General features: G+C 64.1%; 5 protein-coding genes and 1 riboswitch. All 5 genes read left to right on the top strand.

The window, feature by feature from the left end:
• Window positions 1-1,117: GerAB/ArcD/ProY family transporter (locus tag BN871_RS25150; protein ID WP_048749824.1), on the top strand; the 1,117-nt coding region annotated here is incomplete at its 5' end.
• 178 nt (window positions 1,118-1,295) lie between these two features.
• A riboswitch (TPP riboswitch) is annotated at window positions 1,296-1,404 on the top strand.
• A gap of 145 nt (window positions 1,405-1,549) precedes the next feature.
• Window positions 1,550-2,632, top strand: coding sequence for an ABC transporter substrate-binding protein (locus BN871_RS25145; protein WP_048749822.1), 1,083 nt, complete (start codon window positions 1,550-1,552; stop codon window positions 2,630-2,632).
• Window positions 2,633-2,661: 29 nt separating this feature from the next.
• Complete coding sequence (locus tag BN871_RS25140) at window positions 2,662-2,964, top strand: MTH1187 family thiamine-binding protein (protein ID WP_048749819.1); 303 nt, start codon at window positions 2,662-2,664, stop codon at window positions 2,962-2,964.
• Window positions 2,954-3,730, top strand: a complete 777-nt coding sequence (locus BN871_RS25135; protein WP_048749817.1) for an ABC transporter permease — start codon at window positions 2,954-2,956, stop codon at window positions 3,728-3,730. Before BN871_RS25140 ends, BN871_RS25135 begins: the two co-directional genes overlap by 11 nt.
• On the top strand, window positions 3,727-4,030 hold a 304-nt coding region (locus BN871_RS25130), incomplete at its 3' end, for an ATP-binding cassette domain-containing protein (RefSeq protein WP_048749814.1). The genes BN871_RS25135 and BN871_RS25130, both read left to right, overlap by 4 nt.

Genomic DNA, 4,030 nt, shown 5'->3' with positions numbered 1-4,030 from the left:
GGTCGGGCTGTACAAGCTGCATTTCGGCAAGCTGCTCGGCGGCCTGCTCGGCGCTGCGCTGGCTGTCGTCTTCGCCCTGGAGTCGATGCGCAACGTGCGCGACTTCGGGGAGCTGATCTCCGCCACGTTGCTGCCCCAGACGCCGATGTGGTGCACGATGCTGGTTTTGACGGGAATCGTCTACTACACCGCCAGGCAGGGAGTAGAGGCGTTCTTCCGGGTCAACCAAGTGCTGATTCCGGTGCTGGCCGTCAGCTACATTTCCCTTCTGGGGTTGTTTCTGGCGTCGGGCCTGCTCGACTTCAACCGTCTGCGGCCTGTGCTGGAGAACGGCTTCAGGCCGGTCCTGCACGCGGCGTTTCCCGATATCCTGTCGTTTCCGTTCGGACAGGTCATGGTGCTGATGATGTTCTGGACCTATGCCAGACGCTCCCCGTCCACAGGCGCGATGTCCTATGGCGCCTACATCGGCGTCTCGCTGTTCCTGATCGCGGTCAACATGGTGCTGATGATGGTGCTCGGTCCGGAGCTGTACCGGCTCGCCGAGCTTCCGACGCTGGAGGCGGTGGAGCAGATCCGGCTGTTCAACTTTCTGGAGCGGCTCGATATTCTCGTGACGCTGCTGCTGTACATCGGGCTGTACGTCAAGGCTACGGGACTGTTTTTCGGTTCGGTCATCGCTTTGCGGACAGCCTGGGGAGTTCCCTATCGGGCCGGCGCCCTCGTCATGGCCCCGCTCATCTTCACGGCAAGCTTCCTGGAGCCGATCATGTCGCAGCATTTGTGGACGGGCATGACCGTCTACCTGAAATTCAGTCCCTATTACCAGATCGCGCTGCCGCTGCTCATGCTCGTCATGGGAATCGGATGGGTCAAAAAGAAAGCGCAGCGGCAAGCGGGGCAAGGCGGCGCAAAGGCGGGAGCCGGCGGTCAGGCCAAGGGCCGGGGAGGCCGGCGGTCAGAGCGGCAGCGGCCAAAGCGGAGCCGGGAATGCGGCGGCCGGCGGAGCCGAGGCAAGCGGAAGCGGACAGCCGGGAAACGGGAAGGCAGGAGCCGATGGGAGCGCCGAAAAGGCCGGAAGCCAGGACGGGCAGCAGGACGAGAGTCCTGGCTCTGACGGCAAAAACGGCGAGCGGAACAAGGCTCGCGGAGCGCCTGCCGACTCTGACGCCAAGCAGCCGTCTTCAGGCTCGGAAAGTCCGGAAGCCGGCTCTACGTGATGCCGCGCGCCCGCAAATTTCGACACGGAAGGTTGCAATAAAAGGCTTCTCTGCTATAATGGCTCTATTGACAACCGAATGAGCCTGGGGAGCTGGCGTACGCCGGCTGAGAGGGGAGAAGCATCCCGACCCGTTAAACCTGATCTGGATAATGCCAGCGTAGGAACCGCATGTCATCCGAGCCTTTTGCCGCCCTCGGGCGCAAAAGGATTCACGTGACGAAGACGTCTTCCTTGGGAGACGTCTTTTTTTTATTGTTCCTCTCATGCTGGCGCTCCGGACAAGGCCCGGGCGGGCTCACGGCTGCGAGAGAAAGAAGGGGAAGCAACATGGGCATTTCAAGCGGGATGGGCAAAAAAGCGGGGCTGGCCGCACTTGTTCTGGCGACGCTGCTGGCAGGCTGCGGCGGGAACGGGAACGGCGCAAGCGGCGGGAACAACGGCAGCGGGAACAGCGGCACAGCGACGCCTGCGCCTTCCGGCAGCGCCGGAACGAGCACGTCCGCGCCGGTCAAGAAGGTGAAGGTCGTCCTCGACTGGACGCCGAACACGAATCATACCGGCCTGTACGTCGCCCGGGACAAGGGCTTTTTCCTGAACCACGGCCTCGACGTCGAGATCGTGCAGCCGCCGGAGGGGACGGCAGCCGACACGCTGGTCGCCAAGGGAGAGGCTGAATTCGGCGTCGGCTACCAGGAGAACATTACGCTCGCCCGCAGCGAGGGATTGCCGCTCGTGTCGCTGGCGGCCGTCATCCAGCACAACACTTCCGGCTTTGCTTCGCCGGAGGCCAAGGGCATCAAGGAGCCGAAGGCATTCGAGGGCAAAACCTACGGCGGCTGGGGAGCCCCGGTCGAGCAGGAGGTCATCTCCTCGCTCATGCAGGAGCAGGGCGCCGATGTCGGCAAGGTCAAGATCGTCAACATGGGCAACGCGGACTTTTTCACCGCCGTGAAGCGGAATATCGACTTCGCCTGGATCTATTACGCCTGGACAGGGGTGGAGGCGGAGCTGCGCGGGGAGAAGCTGAACATGGTGTACTTGACCGACTACAGCAAGAAGCTGGATTACTACACGCCGGTGCTGGAAACGAGCGAAAAGCTGATCCAGGAAAGCCCTGATGTGGTGAAGGCGTTCATGGCCGGAGCTTCCGAGGGTTACGCCTACGCGATCTCCGAACCCGACGCCGCCGCGGACATCCTGATCAAGGCCGTTCCGGACCTCAATCCGGAGCTGGTGCGCGCCAGCCAGAAGTGGCTGAGCCCCAAATATCAGGATGACGCTCCCCGCTGGGGCGAGCAGAAGGCGGAAGTCTGGACGAATTATGCCGAATGGATGCATGAGCACAAGCTGCTGGACACCTTGCCGGATCTGTCCAAGGCGTTCACGAACGATTACTTGCCGGCATCCTGATGCCGGCTGACGGGGAGAGGGAACCGGATATGGCCAATGCGCTTGTAAGCATTCAGATTTTGCCGACGACGCCCGGCGGGGAAAGCGTGCTTCCGTACGTGGACCGGGCGATCGAGATCATCAAGGAGGCCGGCGTGCCGTACCGCGTCGCGCCGCTCGAGACGACGATGGAGGGCGACCTCGTGCGCCTGCTCGCCGTCGTCGCGGAGATGAGCAAGGAGATGGCGGCGATGGGCTGCCCCTCCGTCATCTCTCAGGTGAAGATATACTACAACCCGGAGAACGGCGCCTCGATGGACCGGCTGCTGGAAAAATACCCGGATGGACAGTAGAACGATACGCTGGAGGGCTCTGCTGCCTCCGGTCGTCGTCATGGCCGCCTTCCTGCTCTTGTGGGAGGCGGCCGTGCGTCTGTCCGGGACGGAGGCGTGGCTGCTGCCCGCCCCGAGCGATATCGCCCGGGATGCCTGGTCGGCGCGCCCGAGGCTGGCGCAGCATACGGGCGCGACCTTGAGCCTGACGCTGCTCGGCTTCGCCGGGGGCGCGGCCGCAGGCCTGCTGCTGGGAGCTGTCCTGCATTTGCTGCCGCTCGTGCGATCGGGCTTCTATCCGCTGCTCGTCCTGTCGCAGAACATTCCTGTCATCGCAATCGGGCCGCTGCTCGTCATCTGGTTCGGCTTCGGACTGCTGCCGAAGCTGCTGCTCGTCATGCTCGTCTGCTTTTTTCCCGTCTGCGTCGCCATGCTCGGCGGCCTGCAGGGAGCCGACCCGGGCCTGGAGCGGTACATGCGGATGATCGGAGCGGGCCGCTGGCGCCGCTTCCTCGGCCTGGAGCTGCCGGGCGCGCTGCCGCAGCTGTTCTCGGGCCTCAAGATCGCGGCTTCGTACAGCGTGACGAGCGCGGTCGTGGCGGAGTGGATCGGCTCCGACCGGGGGCTCGGCTACTTCATGCTGCTGTCCTCCAAGGGCTTCAAGACTTCGCTTGTATTCGCCGGAGTCGCGCTTGTCGTGATGCTCAGCCTGATGCTGTTCGCGGCCGTCGCAGGCGCGGAGAAGCTGACGCTGCGCTGGCGGCCGCGCAAGGAGGATGGAAGATGAACGTGCTGGAAATACGGAATCTGCGCAAGTCGTTCGGCAGCGGGGGCCGTCGCGTCGAGGTGCTTGGCGGAGTGTGCCTGACGGTGGGCGAAGGCGAATTCGTCTCGCTCGTCGGCCCTTCCGGCAGCGGCAAAACGACGCTGCTCAGCCTCATCGGGGGGCTGGAGCGGCCGGACTCCGGCGAAATTATGCTCGCCGGGAAGCCGGCTTCGGAGGGAGCCGGCCGCGCCGCGTATATGCCGCAGCAGGCAGCCCTGCTGCCGTGGCGCACGGTCCGGGGCAACATCGAGCTGGCGCTGC

Origin of the sequence: Paenibacillus sp. P22, assembly GCF_000469945.2 — a bacterium.
In the GTDB taxonomy this organism is placed as follows: Bacteria; Bacillota; Bacilli; order Paenibacillales; family Paenibacillaceae; genus Paenibacillus_O; species Paenibacillus_O humicus.
This window is presented reverse-complemented; position numbering and strand designations above follow the sequence as displayed.

Coding starts and splice junctions, on each gene's coding strand:
- BN871_RS25145 (WP_048749822.1), top strand. CDS start 1,550: ATGGGCATTTCAAGCGGGATGGGCAAAAAAGCGGGGCTGGCCGCACTT.
- BN871_RS25135 (WP_048749817.1), top strand. CDS start 2,954: ATGGACAGTAGAACGATACGCTGGAGGGCTCTGCTGCCTCCGGTCGTC.
- BN871_RS25140 (WP_048749819.1), top strand. CDS start 2,662: ATGGCCAATGCGCTTGTAAGCATTCAGATTTTGCCGACGACGCCCGGC.